The sequence below is a fragment of the Vibrio inusitatus genome (assembly GCA_024346935.1).
Classification (GTDB): Bacteria; Pseudomonadota; Gammaproteobacteria; order Enterobacterales; family Vibrionaceae; genus Vibrio; species Vibrio inusitatus.
In genome coordinates this window covers 871397-891914 of record AP024878.1, presented here as the reverse complement: position 1 = coordinate 891914, position 20518 = coordinate 871397, and the positions used below count along the sequence as shown (strand labels likewise).

The 20518-nt window shown below is 42.9% G+C and carries 19 protein-coding genes; 8 read left to right on the top strand and 11 right to left on the bottom strand.

Going from position 1 to position 20518, the window contains the following annotated elements:
• Positions 1-15: 15 nt before the first annotated feature.
• Both OCU48_RS04195 and OCU48_RS04190 read right to left on the bottom strand, forming a co-directional pair.
• Positions 16-1017 carry a lytic murein transglycosylase gene (locus OCU48_RS04195; RefSeq protein WP_141343862.1) on the bottom strand — a complete coding sequence of 334 codons (1002 nt, stop codon included), beginning with the start codon at positions 1015-1017 and terminating at the stop codon, positions 16-18.
• A gap of 17 nt (positions 1018-1034) precedes the next feature.
• Positions 1035-1322, bottom strand: coding sequence for a YcgL domain-containing protein (locus OCU48_RS04190; protein WP_141343861.1), 288 nt, complete (start codon positions 1320-1322; stop codon positions 1035-1037).
• A 177-nt stretch (positions 1323-1499) separates the two neighbouring features.
• On the opposite strand from OCU48_RS04190, the gene minC reads away from it, so the two are divergent.
• From minC to minE, 3 genes are read left to right on the top strand one after another with little or no spacing between them, the layout of a single operon-like run.
• Positions 1500-2162, top strand: coding sequence for a septum site-determining protein MinC (gene minC / locus OCU48_RS04185; protein WP_141343860.1), 663 nt, complete (start codon positions 1500-1502; stop codon positions 2160-2162).
• 11 nt (positions 2163-2173) lie between these two features.
• Positions 2174-2986, top strand: a complete 813-nt coding sequence (gene minD / locus OCU48_RS04180; protein WP_141343859.1) for a septum site-determining protein MinD — start codon at positions 2174-2176, stop codon at positions 2984-2986.
• Positions 2987-2993: 7 nt separating this feature from the next.
• Entirely contained in the window at positions 2994-3254 is a 261-nt protein-coding gene (gene minE, locus OCU48_RS04175; protein ID WP_141270988.1) for a cell division topological specificity factor MinE, read from the top strand.
• A gap of 52 nt (positions 3255-3306) precedes the next feature.
• On the opposite strand, the gene rnd is transcribed toward minE, so the two are convergent.
• From rnd to OCU48_RS04145, 6 genes are all read right to left on the bottom strand, one after another.
• Positions 3307-4425: a ribonuclease D gene (gene rnd, locus OCU48_RS04170; protein ID WP_141343858.1), complete on the bottom strand. Its 1119-nt coding sequence runs from the start codon at positions 4423-4425 to the stop codon at positions 3307-3309.
• A 96-nt stretch (positions 4426-4521) separates the two neighbouring features.
• Complete coding sequence (gene fadD, locus OCU48_RS04165; RefSeq protein ID WP_141343857.1) at positions 4522-6204, bottom strand: long-chain-fatty-acid--CoA ligase FadD; 1683 nt, start codon at positions 6202-6204, stop codon at positions 4522-4524.
• A 130-nt stretch (positions 6205-6334) separates the two neighbouring features.
• On the bottom strand, positions 6335-7183 hold the full coding sequence (locus OCU48_RS04160; RefSeq protein WP_244312209.1) for an alpha/beta hydrolase: 849 nt from the start codon (positions 7181-7183) through the stop codon (positions 6335-6337).
• Between the two features lie 2 nt (positions 7184-7185).
• Positions 7186-7731, bottom strand: coding sequence for a Slp family lipoprotein (locus OCU48_RS04155; protein ID WP_141343856.1), 546 nt, complete (start codon positions 7729-7731; stop codon positions 7186-7188).
• Between the two features lie 26 nt (positions 7732-7757).
• Entirely contained in the window at positions 7758-8459 is a 702-nt protein-coding gene (tsaB, locus tag OCU48_RS04150) for a tRNA (adenosine(37)-N6)-threonylcarbamoyltransferase complex dimerization subunit type 1 TsaB (RefSeq protein WP_141343855.1), read from the bottom strand.
• A 23-nt stretch (positions 8460-8482) separates the two neighbouring features.
• Positions 8483-10420: a DNA repair helicase YoaA gene (locus tag OCU48_RS04145; RefSeq protein ID WP_141343854.1), complete on the bottom strand. Its 1938-nt coding sequence runs from the start codon at positions 10418-10420 to the stop codon at positions 8483-8485.
• Between the two features lie 173 nt (positions 10421-10593).
• Between OCU48_RS04145 and purU the strand changes: the two genes are divergently transcribed.
• Positions 10594-11427 (top strand): formyltetrahydrofolate deformylase, encoded by an 834-nt coding sequence (purU, locus tag OCU48_RS04140; RefSeq protein ID WP_141343853.1) that lies wholly within the window; start codon positions 10594-10596, stop codon positions 11425-11427.
• A gap of 36 nt (positions 11428-11463) precedes the next feature.
• Here purU and OCU48_RS04135 read toward each other — a convergent pair whose 3' ends face one another.
• A complete protein-coding gene (locus tag OCU48_RS04135) occupies positions 11464-12039 on the bottom strand; it encodes a VOC family protein (protein WP_141343852.1) in 576 nt (191 codons plus the stop codon).
• Between the two features lie 208 nt (positions 12040-12247).
• Here OCU48_RS04135 and argS point away from each other — a divergent pair, with 208 nt between their 5' ends.
• Together argS and OCU48_RS04125 are read left to right on the top strand one after the other, a co-directional pair.
• Positions 12248-13981 carry an arginine--tRNA ligase gene (gene argS / locus OCU48_RS04130; protein ID WP_141343851.1) on the top strand — a complete coding sequence of 578 codons (1734 nt, stop codon included), beginning with the start codon at positions 12248-12250 and terminating at the stop codon, positions 13979-13981.
• Between the two features lie 364 nt (positions 13982-14345).
• Positions 14346-15383, top strand: coding sequence for an acyltransferase (locus OCU48_RS04125; RefSeq protein WP_141343850.1), 1038 nt, complete (start codon positions 14346-14348; stop codon positions 15381-15383).
• A gap of 149 nt (positions 15384-15532) precedes the next feature.
• Here the strand turns inward: OCU48_RS04125 and OCU48_RS04120 are convergent, their stop codons facing one another.
• Positions 15533-16600 (bottom strand): DUF1254 domain-containing protein, encoded by a 1068-nt coding sequence (locus OCU48_RS04120; protein ID WP_141343849.1) that lies wholly within the window; start codon positions 16598-16600, stop codon positions 15533-15535.
• A gap of 390 nt (positions 16601-16990) precedes the next feature.
• On the opposite strand from OCU48_RS04120, the gene OCU48_RS04115 reads away from it, so the two are divergent.
• Positions 16991-18004 carry a manganese-dependent inorganic pyrophosphatase gene (locus tag OCU48_RS04115; protein ID WP_141343848.1) on the top strand — a complete coding sequence of 338 codons (1014 nt, stop codon included), beginning with the start codon at positions 16991-16993 and terminating at the stop codon, positions 18002-18004.
• A 342-nt stretch (positions 18005-18346) separates the two neighbouring features.
• Positions 18347-19234, top strand: coding sequence for a LysR family transcriptional regulator (locus OCU48_RS04110; RefSeq protein ID WP_141343847.1), 888 nt, complete (start codon positions 18347-18349; stop codon positions 19232-19234).
• A 96-nt stretch (positions 19235-19330) separates the two neighbouring features.
• Here OCU48_RS04110 and OCU48_RS04105 read toward each other — a convergent pair whose 3' ends face one another.
• A complete protein-coding gene (locus tag OCU48_RS04105; protein WP_141343846.1) occupies positions 19331-20449 on the bottom strand; it encodes a nitrilase-related carbon-nitrogen hydrolase in 1119 nt (372 codons plus the stop codon).
• Positions 20450-20518: the final 69 nt, after the last annotated feature.

Genomic DNA, 20518 nt, shown 5'->3' with positions numbered 1-20518 from the left:
CTCTTTCTCTTTAAGCTACTTTAACTGATCCGCTAGATTACTCACCGCCAACCCAAAGTAATACGAACGATTCCATTTCATTAGTACTTGATAGTTGTTATACACCAGATAGACCTGCCCGGATGCAGAATCTGGCGCTATTAACCAAGCGTCAATATCCTTTTTAAGCTTTGGTAAATCATGTCCTTGCAGATTACGAACACCCAGCTCTTGCCACTGTGCCAAGGTTTTCGCTTGCTCATGTTGCCGCCCAAACACACTATCATCGAGAGGCTCAGATAAGGTCACCTGACGCCCCCATGTGTAGCTATCATTCCATCCTGATTGCTTTAGATAGTTAGCTGCCGAAGCAAACACATCAGATTCATTCTTCCAAATGTTCTTACTGCCATCGCCATTGCCATCAGCCGCATAATTTAAGAAAGAGCTTGGCATAAACTGAGGTTGCCCCATCGCACCAGCCCAAGAACCTTTCATATTCTTTGCAGTGATATGACCTTCATCCAAAATAGCCAACGCTGCCATCAACTCATTGCGAAAAAATGTTTCCCGACGTCCTTCATAAGCCATTGTCGTTAAGGCATCAATCACATTGTATCCGCCGGTCAGCACGCCAAAATTACTCTCAACGCCCCATAAGGCAACGATAAATCTTGGCTGGACGCCATACAGTGCACCAATGCGCTCTAGCTCAGTTTGGTATTTGCGATATTTCTGCTTAGCCTGTTTTATTTTCCACTTAGGGACAGCTCGAGGTATGTACTCGTCCAAAGTGATTTTGTTTTCTGGCTGAGAACGGTCAGCAGATACCGCTCTAGGTTTAAACTGCACATTAGCGAAGGCACTTTCAATAGTCTTAGATGTAATGCCCTGCTCTGCTGCCTCACTTTTTAACGCAAATACGTATTCATCAAAGCTGACATTCCGCTCAGATAAATGCGTATCTGCTGATACTGAAAAGCTACTTGCTAAAAAGAGAAATCCAATACTTCTCACGCACTTCAACGTCCTTATCATATCCTCTCCTTTACACGTTAATCAGTCGCGTCGCCTTGCTCTTTTTTACGTCGCTTATAAGTATCCAATTCATTCTCTACCGGTGGTGGCAATTGCAAGAAGAAGCCATCGCTTAGCAGTGACTCTTTTACTTTATCGACATCGACAGTCGCAAGGCCACGCTTTGCTAAATTCACGACCATAACCATGGTAGGTTTACCGAACATCTGCATCAATTGTTCTGGTACCGGAGAAAAATCATCTTTCTTAGTGATGTAGAGGTACATCCCCTGCTTTTTATTACTTTTATAGATTGCACAAATCATATATAGCCTTGATCTATCGAGTTCATGTCCAAGTTTAAACAGCTAAAGTGTCAATTTTAAAGACTTTGTGTAATTTTGAGCTTAAAACCAACATTTGACAACAAGTTACTTGTTCGTTGTCACTATGATAGATAACATAACAGGTAACTGTTTGATTATATGCCAAGGCTAGGTTAGATGTCTCAAACTCCAGATCTAAAGGGAAGCAGCTTTCCACTGACCGTGCTTCATATGTATGAGCACAATACTGATTCAGCAATTCGTTATTTGGATGAAAAAGTGGCCAAGGCTCCTGCTTTTTTCAAAGCTGCTCCACTGGTCATTAACCTGTCTCAGGCAAACTCCGAGCTCGATTTAGCACATCTCAAACAAAGCATTATTAATATCGGCATGGTGCCTGTTGGTGTCACTAATTGCACTAATAAGCATCTCGAAAAGCTAGCAAGAGAAGCAGGGCTTGCTGTTATGACTGGTACCAACCGTCCAGATAAAGCACCCGTAGCCATTACGCCAAGCAAAATCATTCGCACTCCTGTGCGTTCTGGACAACAGATTTATGCCAAAGACAGCGACCTTATCATCCTGAGCCATGTGAGTGCAGGTGCCGAGGTGATTGCTGACGGTAGCATCCATATCTATGGCACTTTGCGCGGACGGGCTATTGCAGGCGCGAGCGGGCAAGCAGCCTCAATACTTTGTCATAACATGCAAGCAGAATTAGTTTCCATTGCGGGAAACTATTGGCTTAGCGAACAAATAGAATCTCACTTCTGGGGAGAAAAAGTGATTTTGGGTTTAACGGACCAAACCCTGCACTGTGATCTCCTCAATATTAAATAAAGGATAAAATGATGGCACGTATCATTGTTGTTACTTCAGGAAAAGGCGGCGTAGGGAAAACCACCTCCAGTGCCGCTATTGCATCGGGTTTAGCCCTACAGGGTAAAAAAACCGCTGTTATCGATTTTGATATCGGTCTGCGAAACCTAGACCTTATCATGGGCTGTGAACGCCGCGTTGTGTATGACTTCGTTAATGTCATTAACGGCGAAGCAACACTGAACCAAGCTCTTATCAAGGATAAACGTACAGAGAACCTGTTCATTCTTCCAGCCTCTCAAACTCGCGATAAAGACGCTCTTTCTAAAGAAGGCGTTCAGCAAGTACTAAATGATCTGGATGAAATGGGTTTTGATTTCGTTATTTGTGATTCTCCTGCGGGTATCGAACAAGGCGCATTGATGGCATTGTACTTTGCCGATGAAGCGGTTGTAACGACTAACCCTGAAGTATCATCAGTGCGCGATTCAGACCGTATACTGGGCATTCTTGACTCTAAGTCACGCCGTGCTGAACAAGGGCTAGAACCCGTAAAAACGCACCTATTGCTGACTCGCTACCACCCAGCTCGCGTAACTCAAGGTGAAATGTTAAGCGTAGAAGATGTTGAGGAAATTCTTCACATCAATTTACTCGGCGTGATTCCTGAAAGCCAAGCGGTACTGAATGCTTCCAACAAGGGCGTTCCAGTTATCTTTGACGATCAGTCTGATGCAGGCATGGCTTACCACGACACAGTACAGCGTCTACTAGGTGAGCAAATCGAGTTTCGATTCCTTACGGAGCCGAAGAAAGGTATCTTCAAACGTCTATTCGGGGGTTAATCAATCTATGTCTTTACTAGAGTTTTTCCGCCCAAAAAAGAAGACGACGGCTAACGTTGCCAAAGAGCGTTTGCAAATTATTGTTGCTGAGCGTCGCAGCCATGACGACCCAGCACCGTCTTACTTACCAGAGCTTAAAGCCGATATTTTAAAGGTCATCAGCAAGTATGTAGACGTTGATCCAAATATGGTAAACGTCTCTTTTGAACACAAAGATGATGATATTTCGGTACTAGAGTTAAACGTGAAGTTACCAGAAGAAGAGTAACTCTTACTCTGATAGAAAAAAGTAAGGCGATGATTTCTCATCGCCTTTTTTATTAGTTTAACTTCTGAAGCAAACGTTCACCTAACAGCGGTTTTCGCCAGCCCTGCATCAAATCAGGAGTAGACTCTGGCGCCATGTTCTTACGCCATACCCAAGAAATGAGTTGGTTAACTTGCTTTTTAGAGGCTAGAAACTCAGGAGCAAGGTGCGAGTCCTTAACGACTTTGTTCACTTCATCTTTCAGTGACTTAAAGGTTTGCTTGTAGTTTGGCAGATCAACCAAGCGATCAATCTTTTGTGGCCATTCTGCTTCTGGTGTGCTTTGTGCTTTACGCACAATATTTGCAATCACAGCGCTGTAGCGACGCACTGAGCGCACATCACATTGCTCTTTTTCCATATCGCGCGCTGAGGTAAGGCTAAAACGAGCAACAGCAAGCAGATCGACTTCTTTAAATACAAAATTAAGTGCTAAATCTTTGCGCAGTGCTGTTTCATAGCGCCACGTCGCCAATGGCTTTAGAATACTAAGTTGCTGTGGAGACAATTGCCATGCGCCTTTTATATCAAGATACGCTTTCTCTGGCTCATGATGACGAATGCGCTTCGATACCTGAAGCTCAGACTCTTGCATTGCATTGTGCCAGTAGCCCGATTCTTTTAAAGAAGCTTGTAGCTTGTCAAACAGTGGTTGCAGATAGAACACATCTGCAGCTGCATAATCTAGTTGTTTTGGTGTCAACGGACGAGCCAACCAATCCGTGCGCGCTTCACTTTTATCTAGCGCTACTGACAAATATTCGTTCACTAAGGTAGCAAAGCCAGTGGAAAGACCATGGCCTAAAAATGCCGCCATTACCTGAGTATCGACCATAGGTGTAGGGATACTTTGGAAGTGATGTTGGAAGACTTCAATATCCTCACCACAAGCATGTAATACCTTGAGGACAGAGGTATCTTGTAGCAGTTGTACTATCGGAGTGACATCATCAATAACGGTAGTATCAATCAGGCTAAGAAGCTCGCCATCGTACATCTGAACCAAACCAAGCTGCGGAAAAAAGGTGCGAGTACGGACGAATTCGGTATCCAACATCACCGCTTCTTTTTGACAAGCTTGTTCGCACGCCTGTGCCAGAGTTTGAGTGTCTGTCACTATCTGATAATTCAAAATAGTCTCTTTATATTTCCATAATTAAAAATGCCCCTGCATTGCATGCGCTGATTGCGTCTGCTCTGCAGGGGCCTATGTTCAAATTCGGTTCGGTTAAGCCGATTTTGCTGTATTAGCCTCAGTACGTAGTTCACGACGCAAGATCTTGCCGACGTTAGTCTTCGGTAGATCTTCCATAAACTCAACAATCCTAGGTATCTTATAACCTGTTAGATGCTGACGACAATGGTTAATTAGCTCATCCTTGGTAAGAGATGGGTCGCGTTTAACCACACATATCTTAACGGTTTCACCAGATACATCATGCGGTTCACCAATAGCCGCTACTTCTAGCACCTTACCATGCAGTGCAACCACATCTTCTATCTCGTTTGGATAAACGTTGAAACCAGACACCAAAATCATGTCTTTCTTACGATCTACAATGTGCAAGAAACCTTCATCATCAAATTTAACGATGTCACCCGTTGATAACCAACCATCTTGAGTTATCACTTCACGAGTTGCTTCGGGGCGTTTCCAGTATCCCTGCATAACCTGAGGACCGCGGACTTGCAGTTCACCGATTTCAGTGTTTTCGAGAGGCTCGCCTTCATCATTAACAATACGAACCTCTGTAGAAGGAACCGGCAAACCGATAGCACCGTTGTAATCCGTCATGTCGTGTGGACAGCCCGATACCAGTGGAGAACACTCAGTTAAACCGTAGCCTTCAAGTAAAAAGACACCTGTGGTCTTCTTCCACTTGTCAGCTACCGCTTGTTGAACCGCCATACCACCGCCAACAGCAAGCTTCATACGGCTAAAGTTCAGCTCATGGAAATCTTCATTGTTCACTAAGGCATTGAACAGGGTGTTTACCCCAGTAATGGCGGTGAACGGTACCTTTTTTAGTTCTTTAACAAAGGTAGGAATATCACGAGGGTTGGTGATCAAAAGGTTATTTGCACCAAGCTCTAAGAACAGCAAACCGTTCACGGTCAGAGCAAAGATGTGATAAAGCGGAAGAGCAGTAACCACTAACTCTTTGCCCTCTTCTAGCTTAGCGGCATACGCCCCCTTCGCTTGCAGTACATTGGCAACCATATTGCGATGGGTCAGTACCGCACCTTTGGCCACGCCGGTTGTACCACCGGTGTATTGCAAGAAAGCTATATCCTCACCACTCATAAATGGCTTCACATATTGAAGGCGACGGCCTTTATGCAATGCTTGTTTAAATGAGATAGCACCAGGAAGGTCGTATTTTGGCACCATGCCTTTTACGTACTTCACTACAAAATCAACAACGGTACCTTTCGCTGTCGGTAGCATTTGTCCTAGGCTCGTCAATACCACGTTTTTCACAGGAGTATTGTCAACGATTTGCTCAAGAGTGTTGGCAAAGTTAGAAACGATAACAATGGTTTCTACTTCGGCATCGTTCAACTGATGTTCAAGCTCACGAGGGGTGTAGAGTGGATTGACGTTCACTGCAATACAACCAGCACGAAGCACACCAAACAAGGCAATTGGATATTGCAGTAGGTTTGGCATCATTAAGGCAACTCGATCACCTTTCTTCAGCTTCAATTCATTCTGCAAATACGCAGCAAATGCGCGACTTCTTTCTTCTAACTTACGATATGTCATCACCGACCCCATATTGAGGAAAGCCGGTTGGTCAGCAAATCTTAGAACGCTGTTTTCAAACATCTCGACCAAAGATGGATAGGAATCTGGATCGATCATCTCTGGTACATCAGAAGGATATCGAGAGAGCCAAGGTTTATTCACGTTAATACTCCTGAAAAAATAGCAACGCATTATATACGACTATCAGGTTGAATTTCTTTGTTTTATTACGATTCCTTTACAGGATAGCTGTAAATTTGAAATGCGTTTAAATGGTGCTCACAAAAGCACACTAACCGAACAAAATTAAAGCAATTATTGCTTCAGAAATAGACCTAGGACAGGATAAGTGGCAATGATGACCACCCTTAATGTGTAATATTTGCGCTGTTGAGGTGCAAATTGAGCTCAAGTGGGTAAAACCCGTATCACCCAAAATGAGTAGATTTGACTTAGGAAGTGCCTCAATAACCTGTTTCGCTTGCGCTTCTGTCATTCGATACAATGACTCAGCCTTCAGTTTTTTATCGTGTCGCCAGTGCCAGCCATGCTCTGTTTGTTCAGAATCTCGCTCTACCAGCGGCGTAATCTCTTCGGCGTTTAAAACATAGCGTCTAGCTCGAAGCTGCACCATTTCATCAAAGCTTTCAAAGAAGCGTGGCGGCTTTTTGCTGACCCTTTGTCGACTCAGCACCCCCTTCCTCAATCGAGATAAACTGTTTTGAGGCGATTCATAAATCGGGCCATAACCTTCTATCTGAACCAAGTGTCCAACATTTTCGGGGAAAGCCGCTGAGTAGCAACTTGCGATAAGAGCACCCATAGAGTGTCCCACTAGAGTTAACGGGCAATCACATTCGTTGTTAATTTGGCTAATGACTTGATGTAGGGAATCAATATAGTCATGAAAGGGGTAATAGCCACTGTGCGAGTGAGAGCTATAACCGTGTCCGGGGAGATCTAGCGCGATAAGCTGAATATCAGGATTTTTCGCGCTGATTTCTTCCATTAAGGGAGTAAATGAGGCTGCATTATCTAGCCAGCCATGCAACATCAAAATGCAATTAGAGGCGCCTTGTGATTCATGGCACAAAGCCGAAAGCGAGTAATCACTAACTTCAAAGGTGCGTTCAGATAACACCGTTATTCAACACTCTGAACGACGTGCCCTGTTGTTGGTCCATAATTGACCTCTCGGCAATACAGAGAACGACAAGGGAACATGCTTAATGGTTCATCATGCACGATCAGTGTTTCTTTGATTTGCCACAAGTGGTAGCCGTTAGCATTAAGTACTGGAAATCGATACTCATATTCCCCTACCTTGCCAGTTTCATTACCATCAGGCTTTCCTAGTACAGAGATCAAACGCCCTTTTGCATAGGTCACAGGATCAATAAATCCATCCACATAGGCCACATAACGTCCCTCAGGGTCAACATTAATATCTGGCTTACCATCTTTAGCAATCGGCAGGTTCACTATCTCAAGACGCGTTTTGGTCTTAAGATTCGTAATGCTAGCAATCACCCCGCCAAGTCGTACTTCGGAGATCGCTTCGGGGGCACTATTCACCCAAGTACCATAGTCTGTGACTATCTTTTCGTTGTTTGAAACAAGCGAGTCAGGCAAAGAACTGCAACCCGTCAAGACTAAGCCCAATACAAGAGCAGTGAATACTCGATACATACGGCCTCCATGTACAACTTATCTAATTACTCTCGTCCTGGAAGCTTTTTCCAAGCGACCTTATCACGCAGGTAAACCGGCGATGCTTCCTCAGCACCCACTTGATTACCGTTGGCAAGTTCATGCTGAGCCAAAACAACAATGTCTTGCGACTCAGGATACAGTAGACCGCTATCAGTACGCTTAAGTTCAAGCTGATTTAGCTCTTCAGCGTACGCTTCCCAGCCAGTACCCACTTGAGTCCAAACCAGATCGCTTTCTACGGTTTGGCTCACTAGTGCAGATGGTGGGATAACACACTCTTCATCTTCGATGTGCCAAACACCAGACTCCATACGGCTGAAACGTCCCCAGTACACCTCACTCATGCGAGCATCAATCGCGGCAACTACGTTATTGGCTTGCGCGGTACGGTACGCGCCTTGAGCCATTGCTTGCAACGTCGACACACCAACCATGGGTAAATCGGCGCCAAAGGCTAGGCCCTGAGCGATACCAATGCCAATCCTAACTCCGGTAAAACTGCCTGGGCCTTGACCGTAGGCAAGAGCATCCAAATCGCCAAGTTTCAAACCCGCATCAACCAACAGTTGGTCTACCATAGGCAAAATCTTGGTTGTATGTTCGCGAGGAGCAACCTCACCTTTAGATAATACCTCTCCATCAACCAGTATGGCTGCAGAGCAAAATTCGGTTGAAGTATCTAGTGCTAGAATTTTCGCTTTCATCTGTTACTCAGTTATTCGCTGTACTATTCAGCCTCGATCACTGCATCGGTCGAAGGCTGTAAGAAATTTATAATGTTCGAAACGCTACGCGTGCGCGGTATCGGCGGCAGACTGGACAAAAACATCTTGCCGTAATCGCGTGTTACCAAACGATTATCACAGATAATCAATGCACCTCTATCGCTCTTATCACGAATGAGTCGCCCCACCCCTTGCTTCAGTGCAATAACAGCATCAGGGAGTTGCACTTCATAGAAAGGTTCGCCACCGTTAAGTTTACAATCCTCAATACGCGCCTTTAATAGCGGGTCATCAGGAGCAGTAAATGGTAATTTGTCGATAATAACACAGCTTAACGCGTCACCTCTAACATCTATCCCCTCCCAAAATGCACCGGTTGCCACCAGCAAGGCATCACCAAGCTCAGTGAACTCTTTCAGCAGTGCTTGCTTACTACTCTCGCCTTGCATTAACACGGGTAAATCTAGCCGCTGCCTAAAGCGCTCAGTGAGATCTTTCATCATCGCGTGTGAAGTACACAAGAAAAAACAGCGCCCTTTATTGGTCTCAATAACAGGAGTAAGCATCGAAACTAGTTTTTGCGCCATTTGCGGACTGTTTGGCTCAGGTAAATAGCGAGGCACGCAAAGTCTTGCTTGTGATTGATAATCAAATGGACTGCTCAAGGCTAAACTCTGCTTTGCTTTTAAGCCCAAACGAGAGGTAAAGTGCTGAAAGTCACCTGATACCGACAAGGTCGCAGAAGTAAACACCCAACTTCCGCCATGTGCGTCCACTTGTTCTTGAAACTTATTGGCCACTGAAAGCGGCGTAATGTTCAACGAAAAATGCCTTGGCGTGCATTCGAACCAATAGGAATACCCCATGATCGACGTATCACACACTCGCGTTAAACGATTTTGTATCTGAGTAACACGGTCAAATGCGGTATCTAAAAGCTGACTACGGCCTAAGGCCATTTTAAGTACATCACGACACAATTGCAGAGCATCTTGCAAGCGTTCCATCTCTCGTTGCAATTTTTGATTCTTCAGTGCGTCGCGCCAGTTGCCACGAAAGCCCGGTTCGCCAAGAGAAATACGCATTTCAGAAGCCGAACTTAGCAGTTTATCCGCCACCTTTTGTAGTTGACGCATGTCTTTTGCTTCTGTGCGATAACCAATCTCTATGTCTTTCGCTAAATCTGCAATCTGCTTCGAACTAATAGACTGACCAAAGTATTGACTGGCAATGTCTGGGATCTGGTGTGCTTCATCAAATATAAACACCTCAGCCTCAGGCAGTAACTCGCCAAAACCGGTTTCTTTTACCGCCATATCCGCCAAGAATAAGTGGTGGTTAACCACCACAAGGTCAGCTTCTAGCGCTTTATTGCGCGCCTTAAACACAAAGCAGTCGCCAAAGCTCGGGCATTCTTTACCTAAACAGTTTTCATTACTAGAGGTAATGTCTGGGATAATGCGACTGTCTTCAGCAAGGTCTTCACATTCGCCCAGATCGCCACTTTTCGTTGATGAGGACCAAGAGCGAACTTTAACTAATTGCGTCAGCAGTTGTGGATCTGAATGATGACCGTGACTCTCAACAATTTGTCGGCTTAAGCGATCAAGACACAAGTAATTGGCTCGTCCTTTTAATAGAGCAATACGTCCGGTAAAGCCGAGTGCATCCCTCATTAACGGCAGGTCACGGTGAAACAACTGTTCTTGCAAATTTTTAGAACCAGTAGAGACAATGGTTTTCTTACCACTTAGCAATGCAGGGGCAAGATAAGCAAAGGTTTTTCCGGTTCCCGTTCCCGCTTCAACCACCAGCTGCGTTTGCTCTTTAATGGCTTGATAGACACTTTCTGCCATCATAGTTTGCTCATCACGCGGCTGAAAGCCAGAGATTGCTTTACCTAATGCGCCATCGGCAGAAAAAACAGTACTGATATTCACAAAAGGTGCCTTGTTGATTGAGCGAGAAAATAATTATGTCAGCTTTTGTCTATCCGTGCGACTGTGACCTTAGCTTGCTTTGCAATTTATCCATTCGTTGAATTTGCAAGCCGGTGGAAAATTGGATAATGTCAACGCAGATACATTTTTATCATTTTTATTAAAGAGTCATCATGGAAAGAAAGACCCTACTCACCCATTGCTCTGACGAGCCAGGGCTGATCGCGAAGATCACCAACATCTGTTATAAACATCAGCTAAACATCATTCACAATAACGAATTTGTAGACAACACCAGTGGTCACTTTTTCATGCGTACTGAACTTGAAGGCAACTTTAATGATTCAGTATTTATGGAAGACCTAGAATTCGCATTGCCTAAAAATGCCAGCAAGACATTGGTAGATTCAAGCAAGAAAAAGGTAGTGGTGCTGGTCACTAAAGAGTCGCACTGTTTAGGTGATATTCTGATGAAAACCTTTGATGGTAGCCTGAATGTGGATATCACTGCAGTGGTCAGCAATTATGACATCTTGCAACCGCTAGTGGAGAAGTTTGATATTCCATTTCGTCACGTAAGTCATGAAGGGCTAAATCGTGAAGAGCATGAGATAAAAGTGAAGGAGGCCATCGATGGCTTTGATGCAGACTATCTTGTGTTAGCCAAATACATGCGCATCCTAACACCTAGTTTTGTTGAGCATTACCACAATCGCATCATCAATATTCATCACAGTTTCTTACCTGCGTTCATTGGCGCTAAGCCTTATCAGCAAGCGTATGAGCGTGGCGTGAAGATCATTGGCGCAACGGCGCACTTCGTAACTAACGATTTAGACGAAGGTCCAATCATCAAACAAGATGTGATTCCTGTGGATCATAACTTTAGTGCCCAGGATATGGCGCAAGCAGGCCGTGATGTTGAGAAAAACGTTCTAAGTAAGGCGTTAAACAAGGTCGTGAACGACCATGTATTTGTGTACGGCAATAAGACTGTTATCTTATAATTCACTTTGGCTGAACCCCATCAGGGGTTCAGTTACTTACTCTTGCTCAGACTCTACAATTTTCTTTAGCGGATGAGGGTGCAATTTAATGCACACTCCGTCTTTTTTAAACGCTATCGTAGGATTCGCTAAACGCTCCCCTTCGCCTTTCGGGCTAGAAAGCTTCATTTTCATTCCAGTATCAATATCAAAGGTTGGGAATCGTTGCTTGATATCTTGCAGGTAATCTTGCGCATCCGTCTTATCCGATGGAATCACAAACTCGATATGTTCCCAATCTTGAGAGGGATAGATCTTGCCTGGTACAGGATAAGGTAACTCTAAGCAATCAATAGACCAGGCACCAACTGTGATTGGAGTATCAAAAGCTATTACTACAATAGGTCTACCATTAATTTGCGCCTGCGAAATGGTAGCGCCTAGCTCTGACCATGCCTGATGAGCAAATTTGGCTAGGCTTGAGTCATTGATTCTGAGGGCAATATGATCCGCTTGAAATTGACAGAGGTCTAATCCTAATTCTCGCCCTAAGACTGCTATTTTTTGAGCAAATACATCAACCCTATCTAACATCTGTTGTGGGTGCAGATTTGCCTCTCGTAATTGCTCCATATTCCCTGCCCTTTGGTCTTTTACTGCGGTTTGAGCCGAAGTTTACCCTCACCACAGAGTTTTGCTACCGATTAATTGATTTCACTTCGTTTCCATCGCTTTTAGATCAGCGCTTATCTTGTTATCATTACCCCCATTTTTGTGAACTACGGCACGAAAGCACTTATTATTAGCTTTCTTGACACTCCTTGAATTGAAGGAATTGCGTGTGAATATCCAAGCACTTATTAACGATAAAGTATCTCAAGCACTAGAAGCAGCAGGCGCCCCAGCAGGTAGCCCAGCAGCAGTGCGTCAATCTGCAAAAGCTCAGTTTGGTGATTACCAAGCTAACGGCGTAATGGGCGTTGCAAAGCGACTAGGTACAAACCCACGCGAATTTGCTCAAAAAGTGCTTGAGCACCTAGATCTTGATGGCATCGCTAGCAAAACTGAAATTGCAGGCCCAGGTTTCATCAACATTTTCCTAAGCGAAGAGTTCCTAGCAACATCTGCAAAAGCTGCACTAGCGGATTCTCGCCTTGGCGTTGCATCAGAAGTACCGCAAACTATCGTTGCTGATTACTCTGCGCCAAACGTGGCAAAAGAGATGCACGTTGGTCACCTTCGTTCAACCATCATTGGTGATGCTGTAGTTCGTACTCTTGAGTTCTTAGGCCACAAAGTAATCCGTGCCAACCACATCGGTGATTGGGGTACTCAGTTCGGTATGCTTATCGCAAACCTTGAGCGCGTTTCTGAGCAAGATGGCGAAGTTTCAATGAAGCTGTCTGATCTTGAAGCCTTCTACCGTGAGTCTAAGAAACTGTACGACGAAGACGAAGAGTTCGCAGTTAAAGCACGTAACTATGTAGTTAAACTACAAAGTGGCGATGCATTCTGTGTAGACATGTGGAAGAAGTTGGTGGATATCACCATGCAACAAAACCAACTTAACTACGACCGTCTAAACGTATCTCTAACTCGCGATGACGTTATGGGTGAAAGCCAATATAACCATATGCTAAAAGACATCGTTGCTGACCTTAAAGAAAAAGGCCTAGCAAAAGAAGATGACGGCGCGCAGGTTGTGTTCCTAGACGAATACAAAAATAAAGACGGCGAGCCTATGGGCGTGATCGTTCAAAAGCGCGACGGTGGCTTCCTATACACCACAACCGATATCGCATGTGCAAAATATCGTTATGAAGAACTGGGCGCTAACCGCGTACTTTACTTCATCGACTCACGCCAACATCAACACCTGATGCAAGCTTGGACTATCGTTCGTAAAGCAGGCTACGTACCAGAAGACGTCTCTCTTGAGCACCATGCATTCGGCATGATGTTAGGCAAAGACGGTCGCCCATTTAAGACTCGTGCTGGCGGTACGGTTCGTCTGGTTGATCTTCTTGACGAAGCAGAAGAGCGTGCAGGCAAGCTTATCGAGTCTAAGAACCCTGAGCTTGCAGAAGAAGAGAAGAAAAACATCGCTTCTACTGTCGCTATGGCTGCCGTGAAATACGCCGACCTTTCTAAACACCGCACGACTGACTACGTGTTCGATTGGGACAACATGCTGGCATTTGAAGGCAACACTGCGCCTTACATGCAATACGCTTACACTCGTGTTGCATCAGTATTTGCAAAGGCTGGCGTGTCTATGGATGACCTTGCAGGCGACATCATCATTACTGATGAAAAAGAAAAAACGCTTATCGCTAAGCTCATGCAGTTTGAAGAAGCGGTACAATCTGTTGCTCGCGAAGGTCAGCCTCACATCATGTGTAGCTACCTATTCGAACTAGCGGGTCAGTTCTCTAGCTTCTACGAAGCATGCCCAATCCTAGTGGCAGAAGACGAAGCGGTTAAGCAAAGCCGTCTGCAACTTGCAGCACTCACAGCGAAGACTATCAAGCAAGGTCTGTCTCTACTGGGCATTGAAACGTTAGAGCGTATGTAATCCATCGAATTCTAGCGCTCAATCTTTGAGCCTGATGAATTACTGCTAAGGGTCTGAATATGATGTTCAGACCCTTTTTAATGCCCAAACAATAAGTCATTACCGTCAAAAAAACGTCATTGTCGAAGTCTTTTATCGGCAACCTAGATTCCCAATAGAAGCACTCGAGGTTGACACGGGAAGTTGTCTAGGCTGTCACCTTAAACAAAACATGCAATCTCGAAAGTGACAAGGGATGACAAAGGAACTCAGTGCGTTCAAAAACAGGGTGAGTGCTGTTATCAGAGTTCAAACACCTACTGATACATAACACCAAAAATGCTAAATTGAAGCACAATCGACAATTCATAAAGGGTAATGAAATTTGAATAAAACCGAACAGGCTCGTGTATTGTGGGCTGATAACTTACGCGCTTTCTCTGTTATCGCTGTGGTTTTACTGCATGTTGCATCTGAATTTGTTGATGGCATAGATATTCATGATCCTGCCTATGGTTCTGCTAATTGGTGGTCAGGCAATATTTATGCCTCAGTAACAATGTGGTGTATTCCGTTTTTTGTCATGATTAGCGGCTATTTCTTACTCAATAAATCTGAATCCAATCCTCTTTTTTTCAAAAAACGCCTTCGTCGAATCTTAGTGCCAATGGCGTTTTGGTCTATCTTCTACTCTCTGTGGATAGTGTTAAAACACGCCTTAAATGGCGATGTCACTACCGCATACTTTACGGTTGCCAAAGGTTGGGTATTAGGAGAACCCTATTACCACCTTTGGTATCTATTTATGATCCCGCTCTTGTATCTCGTCACTCCTGTATTGCGAGTTATCATTCGTTCCATTCCACAAAGAGAATTTTTGGTTTTGGTTTGTCTGTGCTTTTCGCTCGCTATGCTTGCAGCACTTTCCGATGTGGTGCTCTTGTACTTCAATTTGAATGCAAAAATCAGCCTTTTCACCAACGATTTTTTAAGCTACATCGGCTACTTCTGCCTTGGTGGGTATATCGCGAAATATAATACAAAGGTAAATATAAACGGGTGCTTAGCTATCTTTGTCGCAGCGACATTGTCAACGATATTAGGTAGTTACTATCTCACACACCTCTATTTTTATTCGTATCTAAGCATTAACGTAGTTGCCGCATCCATAGCGTTGTTCTTTCTAATTAAGCACTACGCCAATCAAGATCTAAAGCTCAGCCACATAGCTAAACTCAGCTTTGCTATCTACCTAATCCATCCGTTATTTATCAAATCCATTTCGTCTTTTTTAGGCGATTGGCTTCTAACCTGGATAGATAGCTCTTTATATATTCCTTTTGTGGCTTTAATTGCGACTTCTGCCTCTTTTATCATGGCTTGGGGCATGACTAAGGTTCCATATTTAAATCGGTGTATTTAATTAACAGATCTTCATTGAGAACGCATGAATAAGAGAATGGATTGCACCAAAAAGTAAGCCTCATAAACACGATTAAAGTGATTATGAGGCTTACTGATTGTTCTACATCAAATATCGCTATTGTGCAGTGTTATGCCGAATAGACTTAATTACTTAACTTCTTTGACTAGAGGAAGAAGGCGGTAGCCATCCATTACCTTCTCACTTGGGATGTAGTGGCGCATAGCAAGGTTGAACTTACCTGTGTTATTGCCTTCAGTCGTCGTAATGTTGTTAGGCGCATCATCACCGCAGCCAAAGCTTAATGTCAAAGTACCATCTGCATTATAGTCAGCAGTATCAGTAGAGACGTTGGCGCGGTCATTGAACATAAAGCCAGCACCGTTGTATACCGTAACAGACGTAAACGCTAAGTTCTTTGGATCATCAAAAGTCGCTTGGTAACACTTAGAGTTGTCCATATTTTTAGAGATCTCATAGATGTTATCTTGTAATTGTGCGCCTCCCCAACCAACAGCAGAACCTACCTCGTACTTGTTTTGAACAAACAGTTCATCTGATGCGTCGCCAGGACTGGTGAACATGCCAGAGAGTGCATTCGCGCCATCGCGAGCGATGATGTCAAACACTTGGCCTTTCAGCGTATTTTCCGTTGCTTTGAATTCATCATGATCGTAAGCAGGACCGTCATAAACATATGGGTTGGCTGAGTTAGCATCAACACGGATTTTATTGCGAATCTCCCACGCTTCTTCAACTGAATAACGAGCATCTAAACGGATAAGCACTTGAACATGGTCGCCGGTATGGGTTTGCAATGAGTATGTACCCGCTCCATATTGCATCGCTTGAATTCTGTGGTCCTCTGTAATGACTTCCATCGACATATACATGCCCTCTTCAATTTCAGGCAATACCACTGTCGCGCCTTTACTCACATCAACTGTAGAAAATGAGTAGTACGTATCACGGTTCATACGCACCACTTCTTGCTCATCTGTCGGCGTCAAATTGCGTTTGTGATTAAACTTATTAACACCTGCAATGTCTTGTTGCTTTAAGAACTGACGCGCAGTTTCAACTGCTGGGTATTGCTCTTCTGAAACAGTCGCACCACCTTTAGTCCACATTTCATTTTCGGTCGTTGCATCAGCAAGTACAGTCATAGACATAAGCGAAGTTGAAGCAATACAAGTAGCAAGAATAAGTTTTTTCATGTTTCTACCTTTTTAGTTTAAGAACATGCGAATACATCGACATTGACGACACATTCAGATTCATTTGAATTGGTTTGTTTTAGTTCATGCAAAAATATTAGCCTGTTAGTGATATGCTTTGAAGTTACATATATCTATATCAATTATAATTATAATGAATATCACTACTGATTAGCGCTAAACATCTTTAGGACAACAAATCGATAAGGGTTTGGACATTATATTTAGACTTGGATGTTCAAATCCTAGAAAGGTGATTCCTCACAACATCTGAACCTCTCGATAAATAGCCTTCAACTTGCTGAAATAAAATCGAAACATCAGCGACATATATCTGCAATGAACACGGTTTAGCTTATGAACCTCTTACGTTAAATTAAGGGATTATCCGTGAAATTCACTCCTGTTGCCGCCACTCTATTAATGTCCATCAGTTCAGCAAGCTTTGCTTTTGACCTACAAACACCGGCAAATAACGATACCGAAAACTTGGTTTGGACTGGCCACTTAAGCCCAGATACGGATACGGTAATGTCGGCCCTACTAGCCGCTCATATTTACGGTGGTACCGCGACAGTTCCTGAGCAAATCAATCCCGAATCAGAATTTGTTCTTAACTACTGCAAGGCGCAGTCACCTCGCGTTGAATCAGACTATTCCTCATATCAAGTCGGCTTGGTCGACTTTAACCAAACGACTCAATTAGCACCTACCATTAATCAAAGATCGATAGTGGCGGTGATTGATCACCACGCTATCGGCGGCTCTCCAATCAATACTCCACAAATCGTTGCAATGGATATTCGTGGTTGGGGTTCTGCTGCAACTATATTGACCGACAACGCAGAAAAGCTAAACGTTACACTACCTAAACATCTTGCTTGTGCAGGCCTTGGGGCAATCTTATCTGACACTGTAGTGTTCCAATCATCAACAACGACTGACTACGATAAAGAGTACGCTGAAAAGCTTGCCAAAATCGCAGGTATAAAAGATATACAAGACTTTGGTCAGCAGATGCTCGTAGCTAAATCAGATCTTAGCCACCTTTCATCAGAAACGATTCTAACCATGGATTACAAAAACTTTGAATACGGTGGTAAAAAGGTAGGCATCGGTGTAGCAGAAACCTTAACGGCTCAGCAATTAATTGATCGTAAAGATGAGTTATTAGTGGCGATGAAGTCTTACAAAGAAGCCAACGGGCTAGATCACCTATTCTTCTCTATCACTGATACAAAAGATAAGAAGGCCAACCTACTATGGGTTGATGAAGGTGATTACCAAATCATTAAGACTGCATTTAATACCGAACCTGCATCAGACATGCTGACGCTAGATGGTGTAACTTCGCGCAAACGTCAGATTGGCCCTGCGATTCAAAATGCACTTGATAGCTTGTAGACAAACTTGTTACAGGAAACGTCTTTATTAATAGAGTTAAAGCGCGCATCCTGTGCATTCAAAGAGTAGCTATTTGAAAGCTTAAGCCGAGAATAGAGTCTGCCAATCGTTAAGAGTCCCTAGCTAACAGCTTTTGTATTTATCGCTAGGGGCTTTTGCCCTATAAAATCAATGACTCATTAGGAAGCTCCTCAAAGTGCGACCTTATTGCCCATCGATTATTAAGCTCTTAAACACTCATTTATATTCAATAACTTAGCGTAAAGTACAAAAATTGCATTCAACCATGATAATTGCGCTAACATAAAATGAAGTCCACACAATGGGGTAAAGGTAGACTCAGTGAAAACACATTTAGATGATTTGTATTTATTTTGCCTAATTGTTGAACATGGTAGCGTCAAAAAGACTCATGAAGTAACGGGACTTCCAATTTCAACAATTAGCAGGCGGTTAGCTCAACTAGAAGAAAACTTATGTTTAAATCTAATGATAAGAGGGAACCATACACTTAAACCCACAAGTGTTGGTCAAAGCTATTTTGAATCGTTGCAACCGGTTTTTGAACAGTTGATGTTTCAAAAAACATCATTAGAAGAAGAAAATGAATTAGTCTTTGGGAGTATATCTCTAGCAGTACCATCAAGTTTATATTCAAGTTATTTTCATATACCTATAAATGAATTCTTACGCAAACATAGCAATGTAAACATGTCTATTCAGTTAGAGTTTTTAAAAGATCTTACTATTCCAAGTGGTGTAGATATTGCAATTCTAGTTGGTGATATCCTTGATAAGGATATTGTTGCTAGAAAAATATCAGAAATAAAAATGGTACTGGTCAGTACACCAAATTATATTAGCTCACAACGACCTTTGACATCACCAGAGCAACTTAAACAATGGGATTATATTGCAGCTGTCCCTCATACTAGTTTTTATGTTGACTCTAAGTCATACTCTGTAAAGCCAAAAATAATGTTATCGAATATGAACTCTGTACTTCCTACAGTTTTAGACCATATTGGTTTTTCATATATGCCTTTGCACATAGTACGAAAATACTTAGAAAGAAATGAACTAGAAATACTTTTCCCTAATTCGATACACCGTACTATTCCAATATCATTAGTGTATCACAATAGGAAATTACCATTGGCTCAAAAGAAGCTTGTAGATTATATCGTAAGTTCATTTAAGAAAGAGGGTATGTCTTTTAAGTCAGATTAACTAGTGAATATAAGGAGACTCGACCTAATATCTTGATCTAGAGTCTCCCTGATGGTTGTCTATTCACGCTCATCCTAAACTTACGTAGAATTATTGTTATTCAGATTCTTCATTGTTGTTGGTTGCGCCCACAATTCTTTCTTCCCAGTTTGGTGACGATGGTGGCGTAAATATCCCACGCTCTAACATCAACTTAACTTGACCATTGAGCACTTCTTTTGTGTAACTTTCTGCATTATAAGCCGTATTAGTTCGGTTCATATTTGCAGGTAAAATTTGCTTGTTATAGATTGGAGCGATTATCTCTGAACGTAGATCCTTTATCCAATTCATTATTGGAGATGTAATTCTAAATTCACGTAACTGTTCAATATCAATGGTGCCAGCGACAAAAGATTTGTTGGGTGATTGCTTACTCCCAATAATATTTCCTTGATAATCAACTACATGTGACGCCCCACCCATAATATCGATAGGTGATGTATCATCCATTGAAGCATTGCCACCAAGCACTCCTAGTACATACATTGTATTGTTAAGAGCATGTGCTCGGTTTTGTATCTCAAACTTACTTGCAATCGGCGCAGGTAGACTAACTCTGATAAGCAGTTCACCACCGTTCATTGCGATGCCTCGAACGTACTCAGGATATGAACCATCCATTGCCATTGCAAAACCGATCTTACCGATATCAGTATCCGCTACCGGATAAAAAGCATCAAGTTCATTGCCTTTCTCCTCTACCCACTGATCTAATACATCATGGGGTGTCGTTGAATGCTCAGATGGATACAGCACAGTATTTTTGTAATGCTGCAATATAATTTCACCCTTTGGGTTCAGCAGAACATTTTGATTGAAAAATCGATCTTCATATTTGTCATCAAATGTTCGTGCTTGGAAAGCAAGATAAACATTCAATTCAATCGCAAGCTCTTTTAACTTTTGAACTTCAGGCCCTTCCAGAGATATTGCGATATCACGAATAAAGTCATTTGCAGACATATCTAGAACTTCATCAATAAACCCCTGAAGAGCTCCCTCTGTTAATGCGACAAGTTTAACGGGTAATTCAAAACTGGAAAAGAATACCGCAGTGCGTGCTAAATTTGCAATTTCATCGATAATAGCTGGGATCTCATCACGATGCTGAATAAATTTTGTTTCAGATGTTAGGCCTACAGCAGTATATGGTGGGATGTATTTAGATTGCATGATTTAATTCCTATAATAAGTGTTATTGTTTAAATTATGAATTTGTAGATCATTAATAATCTACAATAT

What these genes read in the sequence shown, in the direction of transcription:
- purU (WP_141343853.1), top strand. Translation starts at nt 10,594, where the DNA reads ATGGAAAGAAAGACCCTACTCACCCATTGCTCTGACGAGCCAGGGCTG.
- minE (WP_141270988.1), top strand. Translation starts at nt 2,994, where the DNA reads ATGTCTTTACTAGAGTTTTTCCGCCCAAAAAAGAAGACGACGGCTAAC.
- OCU48_RS04135 (WP_141343852.1), bottom strand. Translation starts at nt 12,039, where the DNA reads ATGGAGCAATTACGAGAGGCAAATCTGCACCCACAACAGATGTTAGAT.
- tsaB (WP_141343855.1), bottom strand. Translation starts at nt 8,459, where the DNA reads ATGAAAGCGAAAATTCTAGCACTAGATACTTCAACCGAATTTTGCTCT.
- OCU48_RS04105 (WP_141343846.1), bottom strand. Translation starts at nt 20,449, where the DNA reads ATGCAATCTAAATACATCCCACCATATACTGCTGTAGGCCTAACATCT.
- OCU48_RS04190 (WP_141343861.1), bottom strand. Translation starts at nt 1,322, where the DNA reads ATGATTTGTGCAATCTATAAAAGTAATAAAAAGCAGGGGATGTACCTC.
- OCU48_RS04195 (WP_141343862.1), bottom strand. Translation starts at nt 1,017, where the DNA reads ATGATAAGGACGTTGAAGTGCGTGAGAAGTATTGGATTTCTCTTTTTA.
- minC (WP_141343860.1), top strand. Translation starts at nt 1,500, where the DNA reads ATGTCTCAAACTCCAGATCTAAAGGGAAGCAGCTTTCCACTGACCGTG.
- minD (WP_141343859.1), top strand. Translation starts at nt 2,174, where the DNA reads ATGGCACGTATCATTGTTGTTACTTCAGGAAAAGGCGGCGTAGGGAAA.
- OCU48_RS04120 (WP_141343849.1), bottom strand. Translation starts at nt 16,600, where the DNA reads ATGAAAAAACTTATTCTTGCTACTTGTATTGCTTCAACTTCGCTTATG.
- OCU48_RS04155 (WP_141343856.1), bottom strand. Translation starts at nt 7,731, where the DNA reads ATGTATCGAGTATTCACTGCTCTTGTATTGGGCTTAGTCTTGACGGGT.